The sequence below is a fragment of the Desulfatibacillum alkenivorans DSM 16219 genome (genome assembly GCF_900142135.1).
In the GTDB taxonomy this organism is placed as follows: domain Bacteria; phylum Desulfobacterota; class Desulfobacteria; order Desulfobacterales; family Desulfatibacillaceae; genus Desulfatibacillum; species Desulfatibacillum alkenivorans.
In genome coordinates, this window is sequence record NZ_FQZU01000001.1 from 161,653 (window position 1) to 179,923 (window position 18,271).

14 protein-coding genes and 1 tRNA gene are annotated in these 18,271 nt (G+C 55.6%); 3 read left to right on the forward strand and 12 right to left on the reverse strand.

All coding sequences use genetic code 11. The features are described from left to right. The 3 genes from BUE18_RS00660 to BUE18_RS00670 all read left to right on the forward strand — a co-directional run. A partial coding sequence (locus tag BUE18_RS00660; RefSeq protein WP_211482771.1) for a hypothetical protein occupies positions 1-846 on the forward strand: 846 nt, incomplete at its 5' end. Between the two features lie 511 nt (positions 847-1,357). Further along, complete coding sequence (locus BUE18_RS00665) at positions 1,358-4,120, forward strand: FG-GAP repeat protein (protein ID WP_073471885.1); 2,763 nt, start codon at positions 1,358-1,360, stop codon at positions 4,118-4,120. A gap of 190 nt (positions 4,121-4,310) precedes the next feature. Next, entirely contained in the window at positions 4,311-5,279 is a 969-nt protein-coding gene (locus tag BUE18_RS00670) for an ABC transporter substrate-binding protein (RefSeq protein ID WP_073471887.1), read from the forward strand. A gap of 409 nt (positions 5,280-5,688) precedes the next feature. On the opposite strand, the gene BUE18_RS00675 is transcribed toward BUE18_RS00670, so the two are convergent. The 12 genes from BUE18_RS00675 to BUE18_RS00730 all read right to left on the reverse strand — a co-directional run bounded on the left by BUE18_RS00675 (position 5,689) and on the right by BUE18_RS00730 (position 18,250). After that, positions 5,689-6,207, reverse strand: a complete 519-nt coding sequence (locus BUE18_RS00675) for a C-GCAxxG-C-C family protein (RefSeq protein ID WP_073471889.1) — start codon at positions 6,205-6,207, stop codon at positions 5,689-5,691. 174 nt (positions 6,208-6,381) lie between these two features. Further along, on the reverse strand, positions 6,382-7,224 hold the full coding sequence (locus BUE18_RS00680) for an enoyl-CoA hydratase/isomerase family protein (RefSeq protein WP_073471891.1): 843 nt from the start codon (positions 7,222-7,224) through the stop codon (positions 6,382-6,384). 503 nt (positions 7,225-7,727) lie between these two features. Then, positions 7,728-8,996: an MFS transporter gene (locus tag BUE18_RS00690; protein ID WP_073471893.1), complete on the reverse strand. Its 1,269-nt coding sequence runs from the start codon at positions 8,994-8,996 to the stop codon at positions 7,728-7,730. Positions 8,997-9,487: 491 nt separating this feature from the next. Next, positions 9,488-10,237, reverse strand: a complete 750-nt coding sequence (locus BUE18_RS00695; protein ID WP_073471894.1) for a tetratricopeptide repeat protein — start codon at positions 10,235-10,237, stop codon at positions 9,488-9,490. Positions 10,238-10,290: 53 nt separating this feature from the next. Next, positions 10,291-10,677, reverse strand: a complete 387-nt coding sequence (locus BUE18_RS00700) for a hypothetical protein (RefSeq protein ID WP_139264568.1) — start codon at positions 10,675-10,677, stop codon at positions 10,291-10,293. A gap of 15 nt (positions 10,678-10,692) precedes the next feature. Continuing rightward, positions 10,693-10,854, reverse strand: a complete 162-nt coding sequence (locus BUE18_RS28235) for a ribbon-helix-helix protein, CopG family (protein WP_211482772.1) — start codon at positions 10,852-10,854, stop codon at positions 10,693-10,695. A 601-nt stretch (positions 10,855-11,455) separates the two neighbouring features. Next, positions 11,456-11,530 (reverse strand) — tRNA-Val (locus BUE18_RS00705). Positions 11,531-11,646: 116 nt separating this feature from the next. Beyond that, on the reverse strand, positions 11,647-12,723 hold the full coding sequence (gene scpB, locus BUE18_RS00710; protein WP_073471896.1) for an SMC-Scp complex subunit ScpB: 1,077 nt from the start codon (positions 12,721-12,723) through the stop codon (positions 11,647-11,649). A gap of 5 nt (positions 12,724-12,728) precedes the next feature. Then, positions 12,729-13,439 (reverse strand): segregation and condensation protein A, encoded by a 711-nt coding sequence (locus BUE18_RS00715; protein WP_073471898.1) that lies wholly within the window; start codon positions 13,437-13,439, stop codon positions 12,729-12,731. 465 nt (positions 13,440-13,904) lie between these two features. Then, positions 13,905-14,888, reverse strand: coding sequence for a tryptophan--tRNA ligase (gene trpS, locus BUE18_RS00720; RefSeq protein ID WP_073471900.1), 984 nt, complete (start codon positions 14,886-14,888; stop codon positions 13,905-13,907). A 34-nt stretch (positions 14,889-14,922) separates the two neighbouring features. Next, positions 14,923-15,573 carry a site-2 protease family protein gene (locus BUE18_RS00725; protein ID WP_073471901.1) on the reverse strand — a complete coding sequence of 217 codons (651 nt, stop codon included), beginning with the start codon at positions 15,571-15,573 and terminating at the stop codon, positions 14,923-14,925. Next, positions 15,560-18,250 carry a CBS domain-containing protein gene (locus BUE18_RS00730; RefSeq protein ID WP_073471903.1) on the reverse strand — a complete coding sequence of 897 codons (2,691 nt, stop codon included), beginning with the start codon at positions 18,248-18,250 and terminating at the stop codon, positions 15,560-15,562. The genes BUE18_RS00725 and BUE18_RS00730 overlap by 14 nt, the downstream gene beginning before the upstream one ends. Between the last annotated feature and the right edge of the window lie 21 nt (positions 18,251-18,271).

An 18,271-nucleotide genomic window follows, 5' to 3' on the forward strand; every position in this document is an offset into this window, starting at 1 on the left:
GCCGCCGCGGAAAAGAACGCCGCCGAGGAAAAGGCCGCCAAGGAAGCCGCTGAAAAGGCGGAAGCTGAAAGAAAGGCTGCTGAAGAAGCCGCTCAGGCCCAGTATCCTCCCTTTGAGGAAGCCGGAGCGGAAACAGCGGCTGCAGCAGGCGTTTTGGGCAAAGTTCAGAACAGCGCTTTGGCCGCCTACGGCTCTGTGCTTGAAGGATTGGATACCGTCAAGCGGGTGGTCAAATCCCAGCCTGACTTGCCCAAATATCCTGAAGTCCGCATGAGCCTGGTTATTCTGGCCGTGCTCATGGCCTGTGTGGTTTTCGCCTCTTTCCTGAACGCAGGCCATTATCAGTTTGAGCAAAAAGCCCGCGGCGTCATCCTCAAGAAAGGCCGCTTCGCCCCCGCCGGCATGAAAGCTCTGGTCTTCATGCCCGGAATGGTCATGCCTGCAGACGCCAAAGAAGACTACAAAGCTGCGGAAGCAGCCGCGATTACGCGGGATTTTTTCCTGAACAGCTATGAAGAAAGCATGGCGGCTCCCGAGCCGGACGCTGCAGCAGCCAGGGCCGCTTTGGTCGCAGCGGTTCCTTTCTCCTTCACCACGGAAAATCGCAAAATGATCTGGGGCCTGATCAACGCCCTGGATTACAATGTCCTTATGACAGAAGCCGAAGCCGCTATTAATGACGAGGTGGCCGGGCAATTGAAGGTTGCTGAGGAAAAGCTGAATAAGGCCGCCGCCCTGGCCGCTACGGAAGAAGAAGCGGCGGAAGCTGAGGCCCTGCTGGAGCGCGTGGAAGCCATGCAGAAAGCCATGGTGGCGCCGGAAGCCATGGTGGCGCCGAAAGCATAACAGGAGCGGCGTTCGTCCGCCCCTGCAAATTATACAATTCAAAACCCGGGCTTAACGGCCCGGGTTTTTTTATCCCATGGCCGTCCTGCTTGCCGCCCCTCAATGTACGCTTTTTTAGGGTGGCCCGGGCAAGGCCGTTTTTTGCCTGGGCGCGAAGCGCAGTAGGCGCGGCCTGAGTAGATGAAAGAAATCAAAAAGGCTCGGCGGGCGGGTCGCCTGACTTGAAGCCGATTGTATTGTAGTTGCGCGGTCTCCGCGCCCTTAGTTGCCAGGTTCCTTCGCTGTTGCTGCTTTGCCGAGGCTGCCCATCTATTTTGCGGCGCGCCCTTCCGCGGCGGCAGGCCGCGGGGAGGCTCTCCTTACGCGTTGCATCCTTGCCAGTTTATTCTCCGTATGGTATATAAAAAAGTGCATGTTAAAGCTCTTAAAATACTGCAGGCCTTGCGGGCTTTAACTTGCGCTTACCGTTTGTTTCCCGCCAAAAAATTATCTGATCGGAGGGGGTGCGATAATGATCCTTTGTAAAAAGGGGGCGCTGGCCCTTTTGTTCTGCTTGTGTCTGACCGGTTTCGCCGGCGCGGACGCCATCTATGACAATTTTGGAGAGGGCGACGCCTTTGTTCCGGACGCCGGACTGGGGATAGGCTATGTCTACGGCCCCTTCGGGTTTACCATGGAGCTGGAAAGGTGCATTCCCATCACCGTGACGGCTACGGGCACGGATCATTACCTGGATTACGCGGCTTTGCCGGTGGTCCGGTACAAGACGATCCAGGACCTGGAGTTAAGCATCCGGGAGGACGCCGGCGGCGTTCCCGGGGATCTGGTGGAGTCCCAGTATTTTCTGGCGGTGCAGTCCGAGGCGGCCGTGTACACGGTTCCTTTTTCCGGGGTTTCCATTTTGGAGGAGGGCAAAACCTATTGGGCGCACCTTTCCTATGTGGATCCGGACAGCCGCTTCAACTGGCTGGAGACGGCCAATGTCATCACCGGGACGGTGGCCTCGCGGATTCAAAAGGATCATGCCTGGAGCACGGATGTGCAGGAGTACGCCGCGCTGCGCCTGACAACCACTCCGCTGGATCCCGCGGGGGATGCGCTCAAGGACTTGTCCGAGGGCGGCGACCTCCACGTGTTCGGCCGGGAGTATCAGGACAAGGTGTCGGCCGGGGAGGGCGTGTTCACCGGAGACGTGAACGGCGACAATGTTCCCGACCTGATTCTAACCTCCTGCTACGGGGCTGGCCCGGACAATGTGCGTGAAGGCGCGGGCGAAGTCTATGTGTATTTCGGCTCCACCGGCCTGGGGGGAATCCGGGACATCCTGGGCGAAGAAGGCCCTGAGCCGGACCTGACCATCTTCGGCGCTTCCGCGAACGACGCTCTGGGCATGGGCCGGGCCGTAGCTGTGGGGGATGTGAACGGAGACCATATTCAGGACCTGGTTTTAGGCGCCTGGCAGGCGGACGGACCTTTGGGAAACCGGTGCAGCGGAGGCGAGGTTTACGTCATATTCGGGTCCAGCGCGCTCAGCGGAACTTTGGACCTGGATGACGGCGGCGCGGACCTGATCGTCTACGGCGCCGGCTGCGGCGACAACCTGGGACGGGACGGCGCCATCCGTCTCGGAGACTTGAACAACGACCGGATCGCCGACCTGATCCTGGCAGCCCCCGGCGCTGACGGCCCCTCCGGCGCCCGGGATGACTGCGGTGAGATTTATTTCATCCAGGGCGGCGCTGCTTTGTCCGGCACAGTGGACCTGGCTCAGGGCCGATGGGCGGGAATCGTCTACGGCGCCTCCATGAACGATCAATTGGGAGCGGACGGAAGCCTTGTTTTGGGAGACTGGAACGGGGACGGAATTTTGGATCTCGCAGCAGGCTCGCCTTATGCGGACGGGCCTTCCGATTCCCGCAGCGGCTGCGGCGAGGCCTATATCCTGGCCGGGGCGGATCAGGCCTTTCCGTCCTTTGATTTAAAATTCACGGCGCCGGCCCTGCGGGTGTACGGCGGAGATTACGGCGACGCTTTGACCCGGTATCAGGCCCTTGCTTCGGGCGATGTGAACGGAGACGGCGTGGACGATCTGGTTTTGGGCGCGCCCTATGCGGACGGAACGTACAACAATCGCTCCAATTGCGGCGAAGTGCACGTGATCTACGGCGCGGACGGCCTTTCCGGAAATCGCGACCTGGATCTGAACGAATCGGACGTTGCGATCCTGGGCGCGGACAGGGGGGATTATCTGGGCAAGTATCAGGGCGTGGCCGTGGGCGACCTCAACGGCGACGGCCTGGACGACATCGCCATGGCTTCGACCTACGCCGGCGGCCCCAATAACTCCCGCCGGTCCTGCGGGGAGGCGGCCGTGGTGTTCGGCTCGGCTTCGCTGCCGACCCTGGTGGATCTGGACGCGGAGGAGCAGGATCTGCTGGTTTACGGCGCCACCTATGGCGACCGCCTGGGCAATGACGGCGGCCTGCTGGCGGCGGACCTGAACGGCGACGGGGTCAAGGACCTTGTCCTGGCTTCCGCCCTGGCCGACGGCCCGGGGGAAAGCCGCAGCAATTGCGGCGAAGCCTACATCATCCATGGCGGGGCCGCTCTTTCCGGAACCCTGGACATTTTTTCGGGCGGCCAGGACGTGCTCATCTACGGTCCGGGATACAATGATCGCATGACCGACGGCGGCGCCCTGACCGCCGGCGACTTCAACGCCAACGGAGTTCCCGACGCCGTGCTGGGCGCCTTTCGCGCGGACGGCCCTGACAACGCCCGCACCTGCTCGGGCGAGGTCTTCGGGATTTCCGGCGGCAGGCCTCCCGCCTCCGCCCAAACAAGGCAGACTGACCATGCAGGCGACCCCCTGCCCGAGGACTACGGAACGGCCAGAGTCATTATTGACTATGGAACCGGCGACGCCGCCAGCATGACCCGGGCGACCCTCATCCGCAGCAAAAACAACGTGGACCTGGGCGAAGAAACCAAAACGGCCAACGTCCAATGGATTTTGGAAACGGATCGGGAGAATTTTGCCGCAACCCTGGTCTTCCACTACCTGGACGCGGAGGTTCAAGGCCTGGACGAAAGCAAACTCCAGGTCTTCGCCGCCCCGGAGCAGGGCGGGGAATACACTCCCCTGGAGTCGGTTTTGGATCAGGCGAAAAATCTGCTGACCGTGCAGGGGGTGGCCGAATTCGGGCCCTTCGCCATCGCCGAAGGCGAGCCCGCCGCAGATGATGAGGAATGCTTTATCAAGGCCTTGCGTTAAGCAAAAAGACGGCTTGCGTTATGGCAGCCCAGGCTGCAGGTTTGTAAGGAGGCTTGGGCCTGTGGTACAATCCGGAAATTGGTTGAACAACCAGGATCCTGAAACAACCCGCTGAGTCTTGCGGGCTGCTGCAAGGCGGCGCCGCAGCCGGTTTGCAGCCCAAAGGCCGTCAAAAGAAAAGGAGACATCCATGAAAATGAAAGGCGCTTGCGTCCTCTGTGTATTGATGATTTTTTTGGGAATCGGGTTTAACGCCGCGGCCGGGGAAGGCGATCCCATAAGCGTGGTGGTGGTCAACTCCTATCATTGGGGCTATCCTTGGAGCGACGGCATCGTCCAAGGGATTGAAGATGTTATGATCGGGTACAATATAGACCTGACCCATCTTCAAATGGACACAAAGCGAAACGCCGGTGAACAATTCAAGAAAGAGGCCGCAAAAAAGGTGCAGGCCTGGATCCAGGCGAATAAGCCTGAACTGATCATCGCCGTGGACGACAACGCCTCCAAATACGTCATCGCTCCCTATTATAAGAACTCGTACTCCCCGGTGGTTTTTTGCGGGGTTAATTGGGACGCCTCGGAATACGGATTCCCCTGCCGAAACGTCACGGGCATGGTGGAAATCACGCCTGTCACCAAAATTCTCGCCCAGCTAAAGCCCCATGCCAAAGGGTCGACCATCGGCTTTCTGGGGCCGGATACCCTCTCTTCCCGCAAAGAGGCGGAAAATATCGAAAAATATTTGAACCTGAAACTGGTGAAATATTTCTCCAAAGACGCTTCGGACTGGAAAAAAGGCTTCGCCCAACTGCAGGATAAGGCGGACATGCTGTTGCTGGACAGCGACGGCGGCTTGTACGCTGAAAAGGCCGCGGAACTTCGCTCTTTCGCCCTGGCCAATACAAAAATACCCGCAGGAACCGCCTTTGATTTCATGGCCCCGTACGCCCTTATAGCCTATTGCAAGTCCCCTGAAGAGCAGGGAAGGTGGGCCGCCCAAACCGCGGTGAAAATTCTTAAAGGAGCCTCTCCAAGCAGCATTCCCATAGCCCAAAATCAGGAAGCGGATTTGATCATCAACATGCCCATTGCCAAGAAGTTGGGAGTCACGTTCCCCTATGATCTGCTGAGTACTGCAGAGAAGATTATCGAATAGGCTAGGCGAGAGAGAAGCAGGGGGGGCGAAACCGATTGCCTGTAGTTGCGCCCCCCTGTGGGCGCCTGTTTTTCCGTGGGCGCCCCAGGCAAGGCCGTTTTTTTGCCTGGGCGCGGCAGCGCAGCAGGCGCGGCCTGGGAAGAACGTGGGAATTAGGCGCGCCCGGCGGGCGTAGAAGGATGTTTAAATTTGTATTTTTGGGGTTTGAAAATCCGTATGTGGTATATCAAATTGATCTATTTTCAGATGCTTATGTATGTATTCCCACGCACAGCATGGGAACTAGAACATTCAACCTTTGCGGTTTGTAAGGCAATGTAGCTTCAGGGCTTGCCCTGCGTTTATTCGTGCGCCTCTTGTCTGATTCCCCGGCTGCAATTCCCGGTTCGCGGGGAGCAATTCGGAGCAGCTATGTTCTTGCCGCCGCCTTTTCCTGGGCGTCCAGGATGATTTCCACGGCCATTTGAGCGACCTCGCCGGCCAGGGTGGAGCAGCGTTCCAGCATGCCCGCTTCCATGCCGGCCTTCATGTCTTCGGGATCATAGAGGTTGAAGAACCGGCCGAAAAACGAGGTCTGGAGGTCATGGCAGCGGCAGGTTCCGTATTTTTCCGTAAACCGGGTATGGAGCTTTTTTGCGAGAATATTCGCAGGAACCAGTTTGGTGATGTCGTCGAAATTTTCCTTGTCCCGGCCGAAAAAATATCCGATGGCAAGCACCCCCCCGGACAAAGCGCCGCAATGGCCGTCGCCGGTGAGTCCCACGCCGTCGGCCAGGCCTGTGGCGGCCTTGAAGATAGCCGTGTCCTCCACGCCCAGGGCGTCAAAGATTCCGGCCAGGGAGCATTGGGAGCACCCGCCGCTTTTCTTTTCGTAGCTTTTCGCCAGGGAAAAGGCTTTATCCGCAACTTCCTGCTTGTTCATGGTCATGGGTAGGCTCCTGCATTTTGTTCGGGAAGATTATTTGCAATGATTATTTTATCCGATTGATCTGGGTTTCAATAGTAGCACGTATTTATACATTCGGCAAACTGTAAAGGGGCGACCATAGCCGTTCCCGCGACCCTATCAAAAAGGAATCCCCCGGCAAAAGCCCGGCCCGGCTTATTTCCCCTTGTAAACCGGCTGGCGCCTCTCTATCCGGGCCATCACTCCTTCGGCGAAATCTTCCGAGCTCCACAATTTATTCAAACCTTCATTTTCAAGGTCCAAAGCCCTGGAGACGGCCTCGATGTATGGCTTGTGAAGGATGCGCTTCATTTCCCGGATGGCCAGGCCCGCGCCGCCCGGAGGGAACAGCATTTTGGCCTGCTCCCTGGCGTAATCCAGGAGTTCATCATGGGGCAGCACGGCGTTGGCCAGGCCTAGCTCGAGGCAGTCGGCGGCGGTCAGTTTTTTCGAAAAATAGAGAATTTCCTTGGCTTTTTGGAAGCCCAGCAGCCGGGGCAGAAAAAAGGTGGAAGCCAGTTCGGGAACCACGCCCAGTTTTGAAAAAGGCATCTGGGCCCAGGCGTGTTCGGACATGTAGACCAGGTCGCAGCCGGCGATGGTCATGGTATAGGCGCCGCCCATGGCCAAGCCGTTCACGGCCGCAATAATGGGTTTGCAGCAGTCGAACATTCTCACCGTAAATCTTTTTTGGGCGATATCCGTCAGGTCGATTTGCTGCAAAATCTCTTCGGGCAGCCCTTCCAGGACGTCGGTGGAAAAGTATCCGCCGCTGCTGTACGCCTCTTTGGTGGGATCGTTGGAGTTAGGGTCCTTGGCGCCGGTTATGATCATCACGCCGGCGTCCGGGTCTTTGTCAAAATGCTCCATGGCCCAATAGAGCTCCAGAAAGGAATAGGCGCTCAAGGCGTTTTTTCTTTTGGGAGTGTTTAAGGTCAGGGTGACGATGCCGTCATCGCCTTTGTCATAAAGGATGTCCTTGAAATCTTCCGTTTGCATGACGCAACTCCAATTCCGGCTTAAAATAGGTCCGCCTATGGGTGTTTTGCATTCCTCGAACGCTGGAAGCGCGCCCTTTGTCGTCCGGCAAAGCCGGAAAACCGTTTTTCAGGCCTTGCGTTGATTGCAGGACGCAGCATTCGGGCGCAACAGTTTGCGAAATTTGGGGGGATGCCCATTATCTTGGTCGGTTTTTTCGCAAAAGACAAGCTCAATATGAAAACAATGCAAATACGAGACGCTGGTCCGGCTTTGAAAATTGAGTCGCAAATGCAGCGGCAGGCTCCCCGCGCCTGCCGGATGACGTGCACGGCGCGTTCAGGCTAGGGCATGCTCCACCCCTGCATGTCAAATGCAACCTTTATTCTCCATAAGGCGATGCAGCGCCAGGGCTTGCCCTGCTTTTTTTCCGCCGATCATTATGGTTGGTCGGTTTTCGCCTGCGGCGCCCATTTTTCCGGGCCAGCCGCGGCACACAATGCCGGGGGCCGGCCTAACCGGATTTAAGGCAAAGGTTCTCTGCTGCCGTCTTTGATCAACAGCAGGGCGCCGAAAGCCACCACGGCCATGCCCGCCATATATAGGCCGGGGCTGTAGGCCTTGCCGGAAACATCGATGAGCCAGGTGCAGACCATGGGAGTGGTTCCGCCCACCACGCCCAGCCCCAGATTGTAGGCCACGGAATACCCGGACAACCGGTCCCTGGCGGGAAACAACTCCACGAACATGGCCGGGGCGGAGCCCAAAGGCGCAGCTATCAGGACGGCCAGGATCAATTGCCCGATAATGGCGCCGCTTATGCCGGCCGTTTCCAGCCAGACATATAAGGGCCAGGAGACCATGGCGGCGCCCAGCATGGCGGCGGCGATGAATTTGGTCCTGCGCATGAGCCTGTCGCCGATCATGCCGGAAAAGGGGATGAGAAGGAGCAGCACAGCCGTGCCCGCCGTGTTGATAATCAAGGCGGCGTCCAGTTTCAGCCCTGCATAGCGATGGAGCCACTCCGGCAGATAAACCAGAGGAATGTAAAAAAGAACCCCATAGGCGGAGGCGAAGATCAGGGCCTTGATCGTCTGGCTTCTGTTGGTCGTGAAAACTTCGAGCAACGGAGAGGTGGCTTCCCTGTTGTCATGGTGCTGCACAAAATGCTCGGACTGGGGCAGATTGCGCCTCATGGTTATGGATGCCGCGCCCAATACGCCGCCCAGGAGAAAAGGCGTTCTCCAGGCCCAATCCATAATGGTTGCGTGGGAGAAAAACGATGTGACCACGGCGGCGGCGCCCGCCCCTAACAGCATTCCGAAGAGGCTGCCTGTGTTGGCCCAACTGCCGGAAAGCCCGCGCTTTTCAGGCGGGGCGGTTTCCACCAGGTAGGTTACGGAACTGCTGAATTCCCCGCCCACGGACAACCCCTGGACCATCCGGGTGATCACCAAAAGCACAGGCGCCCATATTCCCACAGCGTCAAAAGTGGGCAGGCATCCCAGGAGAAAGGTGGGAAAGACCATCATGGTGATGGAAACCATCATGGTTTTGCTGCGCCCCAGGGTATCCCCCATCCAGCCGAAAACAAAGGACCCGATGGGCCGCATGACAAAGCCCGCGGCGAAAACCCCATAGGTTGCAATCAGGGACGCGACTTCACTTTCATTGGGAAAGAACAGCTTGGACAGGATGCCCGCCATGTATCCGTATAAAGCGAAGTCGTACCACTCGATGACGTTTCCGATAAAGCCGGCCAACAGCGTCGTATACCGCTTGCTTATAGACATAAACCTCCATGATTTGGATTCAGCATGCAAAGACCGTCGCATGGCGTCGTAGTTTGGATGAAAAATCGTAAAAATTTTCATATTCCATTCAAAAAAACATACCATGGAATGCGGATCACATCAAACTCGGGGTAAGAGTTATGTCCTGATTGATTTATACGTCATAAAAACACCTTTGTTATTTCGGAAGGTGGAGAGGGAACCTTCGGAGTTTCTTTACCGTTTTTTCGGCCGTTACAAAAGGGATCTCTTTTCCGTAGGTATGGGGCCGGGATATACCCGTCTGAAATATAAAAAGGGGGCGTTATAGAGGATGTTTTGAGGACCTTTGGCTTGTATCCATACTCAGGCATTCACTTTCTAATTTATCCCTCAAATGACGCGCTCCCGCACTCGAAAGCATGCTTTATTATGGCAGGGGGGCGGGGGGGTACACCATGGGATAGGCCCCCGGTTGTTAATATGAGTAGGTACTTAGGGCACACACTTGTTTAGGAACAGCCATTGTTAGGTGGTATTTGGCTTCTTAAAAATGACTCGTAGGTTCTTGCCTTGTCAAGTTGAGAAGATGTCATTAATGCCTCAGTCTTATTAAGAATTAATGAAGATTCTTCCAATCTATGTTCTGAAGCAATGCTCGCCCATGCATGGGCATTGATATAGTCGGCAGGCGTACCTTTGCCTAAAAAATACATTACCCCTAATTTTATCTGAGCATCAACATTGCCATTCAATGCAGCCTTTTTAAACCACATAAACGATTTACAGATATCTCTTGGAACCCCAATCCCTTTTAGAAAGCGAAATCCGAGATTAAATTGTTGTTCAGCATCTCCATTTTCAGCTTTTTCCATTTCACTATTTAAAATGTCACTTTGCCTCTTCTCTCTGTTCTTTGCTACTTGATCGGCTAATTCCCATGCTTTTGAATTGGACTTTATGGCTAAGCCAACAATCATTCCAATCCAAGCCAAATAATAGACAAAAAGCAGTTCATCTAAGGCAGATCCAGGCGGTATATAGTAGGCGTCAAAAAACCCCCTTGAATTGCCAACCCATATTCCCAAAACAATCCATATTAACACAGGAAAAATTTTCATAGGAATATAAACAATGAGATTACCAAAGACAGCATTTATTCTGTAGGAAGGCAAATGAATAGCAAGAATATCTTGAAAATAATAAATGATGATACATATAGGGTAAAAAGCCAAGCCGCACAAAATATGAATTATTAACATGGCTCTATCCTTTCAGGGCAGTGCCAAGCACTTATGGTAAATCTGTTTTACTTCTAATCCCCGAAAAATAGTTCATTTAAAACTGCAATAATGGGGCTCATGCAAAGCAAAGTACCTGCTAACCCCCTGTTTGAAAGCCAATGAATAAGGACGTCAACCCCGTCCCAAGTTGTATCAATGGTAGCGGTCCATGGCAGTACATCAACCACTAAGGTTTTTCCCCAAACACCAAATTTTAGCCAGTGAAAGCCCATTTTTACGAATAAATAAAGTGAAGCCATGAACATCGTTAAAGCAACAAGAGAACATATGCCATAAGCAATGCTGCGTCCTAAATTGGCAATGAAAATACCTGTCCTCCCAAAGGGGTATTTATTCCTATCTATCTTTGGCATTGTGGGTCTTGGAGTAGAAAACTGACTGCCTCGGTCCTCATCCATAACTCTCACCTAAGATTAAGCCTTTTCGGGGTCCTGTTTTGCTTCCAGGCCGATTTTTATAAGCCTTCTCATTGCCTCGGATCTTGTGTTTATACGGTTCTCAAAGCGGTAGTCGTCAATCCGCTTGAGAAGGTCTTCATCAAGTGTCAGTAAAATGCGCGGTTTGTTTGTCGCCATGGTTTTTGATACTCCTTTAAAGATCGGTTTTCAAGGAAAAAACATGCCGAATACAATCAATCAAACCGAGGCTCCGGGCTTACTGGCGGCTTTGTTTCCGCCTCAAATGGATCGGCGGCGCACTTGTGAGCGGCTGGCGTGTTTGGATGCGGCCGAAGCCGATTGGTTCGCGGCCTGACGCCAATTTGCGGTCATTCGGGAAATTTGCCTGTTCGACTGCCGGGCTTTCAATCAATTTCCGGCCGCTATTCCACAAAGACACTGGGTCCCCGTTTCCGGGAGTGCGCCAGGATGAATTCAAAAACGCAAACCTCCCGCCGCCTACCTTCACGGGGATGACGGAGAGCGGCGGCGCCTCGGAACTTGCTCGCGATTTCCGCCCTTTCACCAACCTCAAAAATCGTCACCCCGGCAAGGGGCGGTCTGCTCTTGAAGACCGTCCCGCAAGCCGGGCCCCTGCGTGCTCCTGGACTTACCCTGGAATATGATTGCTTGTTTGTAGGCTCCTTGGTATGCATTGCGGATTTGGCTTGGAAGGGAGGGTTCTGTCTCCAGAAATAAAAAAGGCCGGTCCGAATGGGACCAGCCTCTTATAATCGTGTGGTGGGCGATACTGGGATTGAACCAGTGACTTCTACCGTGTGAAGGTAGCACTCTCCCGCTGAGTTAATCGCCCCGCGTCTGGTGCTCTGTATAATGGCATATGGTCAGGTCCGTCAAGTCTTTTTTCAGGTTTTACCGCATTTGATGCAGGAAAACCAAGCCTCTTTGCTGAGGGCCTCGTCTGCCGGCCTAATCCTTGTCATCCTCCGGGAGATCATCCTCGTCCAGGGAGTCCTCTTCCCCGGAATAATCCTCCTCGGAATCGTCAAAATCCTCCTCGAAATCCCGATCCTTGTAGTCGTCCTCCGAAAAATCGTCCATGGGATCTTCGTCGCCGGGTTCGGAGGAAAAATCGTCTTCTTCGTCCGGGCTAAGCGGAGGCTCATCCCAGGTTTCCTCGTCCTGCTCCCAATCCTCCCTCTCGTCGGCGGCGTCGGATTCGTGCGGGCCGCTTTCTTCGTCATACTCCTGGTTGGAGTCCCCGGAAAAATCCATGCCTTCCGGATACCGGTCTTCGTCCACGGCGTAATCCTGAGGGCCTTCCTCACCCTCGCCCTTGTCCCCTTGCTCCTGATCCTCCTGATCCGGCTCCGCAAATTCTACGGGCTCTCCGGCGCCCAGGTTGGGCGGCTCCAGCGGGGTGAGGTTGCGGCGGTTCCGAAATTCCGCGAATCCCGCAGCGTCCGGCAGGGCCGGGGAGAGATCGTCGGGATCATAGTCGTCTTCGTCCTTTTGCTTTTTGGACAGGCCAAGCTCTTCCAGCTCCTTGAGCGTGGGCAGTTCGGACAGGTCCTTCAGGTCGAAGACTTCCAGAAATTTCTTGGTGGTGGAGTATATCATGGGCCTGCCGGGCTTGTCCGTATCCCTGCCGAGCACCCGGATCAACTGCTTTTCCAAAAGCATTTTCAGAACGCCGCCCGAATCCACGCCGCGGATGTATTCGATGTCGCTCCGCAAAACCGGCTGGCGATAGGCGATGATGGCCAGGGTCTCCAGGGCAGGCTTGGACAGGCGCACGGGCTGGCTCTGGTGCAGGCGCTTGATCCATTGGGCGTACTCCGGGCGCGTGCGCAGCTGGTATCCTCCGGCCACATGGTGGAGGGCGAAGCCCCCGCCCCGGAGTTCGTACTCCCGGCCCAGGGTTTCCAGGGCGGCCCGTATCATCTTGGCGTCCGCCTCGGGAATGGACTGGCGCAGCCGCTCCATGGAAAGGGGCGTGGACGAGATGAACAAAAGGGATTCTATGATGTATTTTAAGTTATCCATATAGTTTAGGCGTAAAATATACGAATTATCCCGGAATGTAAATGCTGCGCTATCTTGATAATGCTTAATTTGGTCATTTCCAGCAAGGCCAGGAAGGTGACGATCATGTCCATCTTGGTGTAATCTTCGTCAAAGAGCTCCGTAAAGGTGACGGTTTGCTTTTCCTCCAAGATATCGGCGATCTGGTTGATCCGCTCCTTGACGGACACGGTTTCGGCGGTGACGGTGACAAGCTCCTCCTGCTTGACGTTCTCTAATATTTTCGCGAAAGCGTCGATGAGCTCGAACAGCCCCACCATGATGACCTCGTCCTCCCGGTCGTCGAACTCCATGGGCTCCGGGCTGCGGGCGAAAACCGAATCCCCCAGAAGGTGCCGGGTCCCAATGGATTCGGCCGCCTCCTTGAGCTGGAGATATTCGGCCAACGGCCGCACGATTTCCATACGGGGATCTTCGTCGTCGTCTTCATCGTCAAAATGCCGGGGCAGGAGCATGCGGGACTTGATTTGCATCAAGGTGGCGGCCATGAGCAAAAAGTCGCCGGCCAAATCCACGTTCATGGCTTGCATCTGCTCCACATACTCCAAGTATTGATCCGCAATGACCGCTATGGGGATGTCGTAGATGTCCACCTCGTTCTTGCGAATCAGGTGGACCAGAAGGTCCATGGGGCCTTCAAAGACGTCCAGATGAATGTGATAGCGATCCTCTTGCATGAGCCCTCAGGCCTGTTGAATTGCCAAATGGAATTGAAGCGTCAAACACATCCCCCCCACGTTTTTCTTGGGTTGGGAAGTCCGGCTATACGTTTCGCCCCGGCTAATACGGGGTGGACTTTGAACCCAACATCAACCAGCAAAGCGAGGGAACCTCGCAACTGCCGGGCGCAGCAAGCGGCGCCCCTACGGCGAGGGAGCACCGCGACTGCAAGGCGAAAAGGAGGCAGTCGCCCTTAAAACGGACCCCGCATGCATTCCAACGCCGGAGCATGGGAACGAGTTTTTAGGGCAGCCAAAACCTAAATGCTGCCATTACCGTCGCTCTCCGTCATCCCCGTGGAGGAAGGCGGCGGGAGGTTTGCGGCGGTTATGCAATCATCATCACGCCTTTCCGGAAACGGGGAACCAGCGTCTTTTGGAATGCGTTCCGATTCTCAAACGTCAAACGTAGATTTGACCCCATTAGATTTTCACTGCCGCGCGCACTTCCTCCATGGTGGCGCGGGCCACTTCCCGGGCTTTGTCGCTGCCGGTTTTGATGATGTCCCGGACTTCGTCCCTGTTTTTTTCAAAATGGACGCGCTTTTCGTAAATGGGCTCCAACTGAGCTGTCAGGTTGGCGGCCATGAGCTTTTTGCACTGCACGCAGCCGATTTCCGCAGCCCGGCATTCCTTGTTCACCTGCTCCACCATTTCCGGCGGGCTGTAAATCTTGTGGAAGGAATACACGTTGCAGATGTCCGGGTCTCCCGGGTCTTTTTTCCGCATCCTCTGGGGGTCTGTGATCATTACCGAAACCTTTTGCGAAACCACGTCCGGGGGATCCGCCAGGTTGATGGCGTTCTGGTAGCTCTTGCTCATTTTCCGGTTGTCGCTGCCCAGCAGTTTGGGGGTTTCCGTCAGGATCGCCTTGGGCTCCACAAAGACATCGCCGTACATATAGTTAAAACGGCGGACGATTTCGCGAGTCAGCTCCACGTGGGGCACCTGGTCGATGCCCACGGGCACGCCGTGCGCTTTATACATGATGATGTCCGCGGCCTGGAGCACGGGGTATCCCAAAAATCCGAAGGTGGAGAGGTCCTTGTTCTCCATCTGGACAATTTGGTCTTTATACGTGGGGTTTCTTTCCAGCCAGGGTACGGGCGTAATCATGGACAATATCAGAAACAGCTCCGCATGCTCCTTCACCTCGGACTGGACGAAAAAGGTGCTCTTGGCCGGATCCAGGCCTACGGAAAGCCAGTCTATCATCATTTCGGTCCTAAAGGCGGCGGTGTTGCTGGTGTCTTCGTAATTGGTGGTGAGGGCGTGCCAGTCGGCTATAAAAAAAAAGCAGTCGTACTTGTCCTGCATATCTTTCCAGTTGGCCAGGGCGCCGTGAAGGTGGCCCAGGTGCAGGGGGCCGGTGGGCCGCATACCGCTAAGAATTCTCTGTTTGCTCATGTTGCCTATCCTATGTTGTTACAAGTTTATAAAATCATCCGCCGTAAAGGATCCTGGCCAGGTCTCCCAAGGCGATTTTGCAGATGGGCTGGATAAAGAAATCCATGACCTTCCACAGTACGCCCGTGGCCAGAAGGATGAAAAGAATTATTATACCATAAGGTTGCAGTTGTTGATACCGCAGGCTTAAATCCCGGGGCAGGGTCAGACGCAAAACGTGGCTGCCGTCCAAGGGGGGCATGGGAATCATGTTGAACACCGCCAGCACGCTGTTGATGATCACGCTGTACAAAAAAAACAGGGGGATGAAACCCGCCTTGTCCACCCATTGGTTCGCCCAGAGAATTTGGAAAAGAAATCCCAAAATCATTGCCAGGCCCAGGTTGACCGCCACGCCGGCCAGGGAGACCAGAATGGCGTCCTGCCTGGTTTTTAAAAAACGCTCATCCACAGGCACAGGCTTGGCCCAGCCGAACAGGAAACCGGCGTTGGTAATCAATAGGACGGCGGGAAGGATTACCGTCCCCACCGGGTCTATGTGTTTGAGCGGATTCAAGGTCAGTCTGCCCGCCAATTTAGCGGTGGGATCCCCCAGGCTGTAGGCCATGCCTGCATGGGCGGCTTCATGAGCGGCCATGGCCAGGGCCAGGGCCGCAACTTGTGCGGCGGCGTTAAGCATTTGCATTATTAATTAACCTCACGGCCAAAGCCATTTCATCTTCAAAGGTAAAAACCTTCCCGTCCAGCCGAGCGTCCAGGACGGCGTCCAGGACCTTTTTGTATATGGGGCCGGGCTTGATTCCCATCTGCTTGAGGGTCTTGCCGGAAAGCAGGCACGCCACGCCTTTCAACTCCGTCAGAAACCTGGTTAACCTGCGTTTGGCATTTTTGCTTTTGGCCCGGGCCAGCAGAAAAAGCAGCATTTCCGTGGGCAGGAGTCTCAACATGCGATAGAGTTCGCTGTTGATGATTTTCTCCTCCCGCTCCAGCCTGTACAAGCATTGGCGTCCGTACTGGCGGTGCTCGTAGAACAGGTCGTGAAATTTGGGGGCGATTTCCAATCGCAAAAGCGCGGCGTCCACCTGATCCTGATCAAAACCGTGAAACAGGGCCAGGAATTGAACGGCCCATTTCATATAGGAATCGTCCATAAATTGCAAATCATGCCAGGTGAGCACTTCCTTGACCGACTCGAACAAGTCCTGTTTTTCAGGCCCGAAATCCAGGTCCGGATGAATGAAGGGCAGTAGGTTGTACCCTGCCATGCGATCCACGGCGCCAATGGGGTTTTCGTCTTCCAGGATGAGCTTCAGTTCGGAAAACAGGCGCCGGCCGGACAGGTGCCGGAAAAAATCCATTTTGACCGCGTTCTTGATCAGATTGGACGTCAGCTTGCCTATGCTGAACCCGTAGCGCTGCTCAAAACGGATGGCCCGAAACACCCGGGTGGGGTCTTCCACAAAGCTCAGGTTGTGCAGCACCCGGATGGCTTTGGCCTTGATGTCCCGCTGGGCGCCGAAATAATCGATGAGCGTTCCAAAGGATTTTTCGTTGATCTGGATGGCCATGGTGTTGACCGTAAAATCCCTCCGGTACAGGTCCATTTTCAGGGAGCTTGTCTCCACCACGGGCAGGGACGCGGGCGAGGCGTAATACTCGAAACGGGCCGAGGCCACGTCGATTTTGAACCCGTCTTCCATGATGATCACGGCGGTCCCGAACTCGGAATGAGAGTGCACGCGACATCCGTGAACCTGGGCGAAGCGGCGGGCGAAGGCGATGCCGTCCCCTTCCACCACCACGTCGAAATCCTCGTTTTTGTGGCTCATGACCAGGTCCCGGACGAAGCCGCCCACCAAAAAGGCTTCCAGGCCCATGGCATCGGCGATTTTGCCCAACTCCCGGACCAGTTCCAGGTATCCCGGGGACAGCCGGTCCCGCATCATTTTGGAAGCGCTGCGGATATACGCCCTGGACGAGTCGGAGCGGACCCCGTCTTCTTTTCCGTCATGCTGATGGTTGCGGCTTATGAGCAGGTTCAACAGGTCCGTGCGGGTGATCACGCCCACAATATGGCCGTCGTCCATGACCGGGAGGATGCGTTGCTTGTTTTCTATGACCAGCTTTTGGATTTCCGGCAGGTCCGCGTCCTTGGGGACGGTCATGGGGTCCGAGGTCATGTATTCCAGCACCGGCACCTCGGACAGGTTGTGGTGCATGGCCTTTTCCACCACCTGCCGGGAGATGAAGCCCCGCAACTCCTTGTTTCCCTCCTCGTCCGGAGGGTCTGTGATGAGCAGGGCGTTGATGTTGTATTGAGTCAGCAGGGCCGCCGCTTTTTTTATGCTGACGTCCACGGTGGTGGAGATGGCCGGCGTGCTCATGACGTCCCGGGCTTTTTGCCGGGGCTCCACATGCTTGTGCAGCAGGGCCAGCACTTCCGCCTCCAACTGAGCCAGGGTCCGGTCCTTGACCGTGGCTGCGGCTGCAAAGGAATGGCCGCCTCCGCCCAGGGCCTTGATCACCTTGCCCACGTTGACTTCGGGCAGCCGGCTTCGGCCCACCACATGGATGCGGTCCCCCATCTGCCCTAAAGCGATGAGGGCGTCCATGTTCTCCATTTTCATGAGCTTGTGGACCAGCACGGCGAAGTCGGCGAAATAATTCTCCATGGAAATGGTGCTGACCGCCACCTCAATGCCGTGCACCGGGTGGAACACGCTGGAGCGGATCAGGTCGTTCAATGCGGAAATCTGCTCCGGGCTGTATTCCCGGGCCAGGAGGCTGGACACAATGTTCAGGTTGGCGCCTTGCTCCATGAGGTAGGCGGCGGCCAGAAAATCCTCCTTGGTGGTGGAGGAAAAGGTGAACGACCCCGTATCCTCATGAATTCCCAGGCAGAACAAGGTGGCCTCGTCCGCGGTGATGGGGATGTTTTTTTCCCGGAGAATTTCCGTCAGGATCGTGACCGTGGCGCCCGTGGGGCGGCAAATCTCCCTATCCCCCTCCACGTCTCCGTTGGACGAGGGATGATGGTCGTATACGTGGATCTCCACTCCCGGCTTGCCCACGGCCTTGGCCAGACGGCCGATGCGGGATTTTTTTTTGGTGTCCACCAGAACCAGGGTGGACACGCTGTTGATGTCGATATTGGACATCTGCTCCAGGTTCATCATGTAAACGATGGACTGGATAAAGAAATGGCGCAGGTTGGACTCCTTGGTTCCGGGCAGGACGACCACGGAGTTGGGATACAGCTTTTGGGCCGCCAGCAGGGACGCAAAGGCGTCGTAATCCGCGTTATTATGAGTGGTGATGACCGTGAGATTTTCACGGTTTTTGGCTGATTTACGTTTTCCCATGATCCTGATGCAAGGATATCC